Origin of the sequence: Pantoea sp. SIMBA_079, assembly GCF_046940275.1 — a bacterium.
GTDB classification, from domain to species: domain Bacteria; phylum Pseudomonadota; class Gammaproteobacteria; order Enterobacterales; family Enterobacteriaceae; genus Pantoea; species Pantoea borealis.
Window position 1 is genome coordinate 1 of the sequence record NZ_JAWRYR010000073.1, and the last position, 374, is coordinate 374.

1 protein-coding gene and 1 pseudogene are annotated in these 374 nt (G+C 54.5%); one reads left to right on the forward strand and one right to left on the reverse strand.

Annotated features, from left to right (window positions below; genetic code table 11):
• Nucleotides 1–81 precede the first annotated feature (81 nt).
• Entirely contained in the window at nucleotides 82–273 is a 192-nt protein-coding gene (locus tag SB719_RS19150; RefSeq protein WP_000165985.1) for a Rop family plasmid primer RNA-binding protein, read from the reverse strand.
• A gap of 31 nt (nucleotides 274–304) precedes the next feature.
• On the opposite strand from SB719_RS19150, the pseudogene SB719_RS19155 reads away from it, so the two are divergent.
• Nucleotides 305–374: pseudogene (locus tag SB719_RS19155) on the forward strand (plasmid mobilization relaxosome protein MobC); the annotation flags it as partial.

Below are 374 nucleotides of genomic sequence, written 5' to 3' on the forward strand. Positions count from 1 at the left end.
CGCTGACGCGCCCTGACGGGCTTGTCTGCTCCCGGCATCCGCTTACAGACAAGCTGTGACCGTCTCCGGGAGCTGCATGTGTCAGAGGTTTTCACCGTCATCACCGAAACGCGCGAGGCAGCTGCGGTAAAGCTCATCAGCGTGGTCGTGAAGCGATTCACAGATGTCTGCCTGTTCATCCGCGTCCAGCTCGTTGAGTTTCTCCAGAAGCGTTAATGTCTGGCTTCTGATAAAGCGGGCCATGTTAAGGGCGGTTTTTTCCTGTTTGGTCACTGATGCCTCCGTGTAAGGGGGATTTCTGTTCATGGGGGTAATGATACCGATGAAACGAGAGAGGATGCTCACGATACGGGTTACTGATGATGAACATGCCC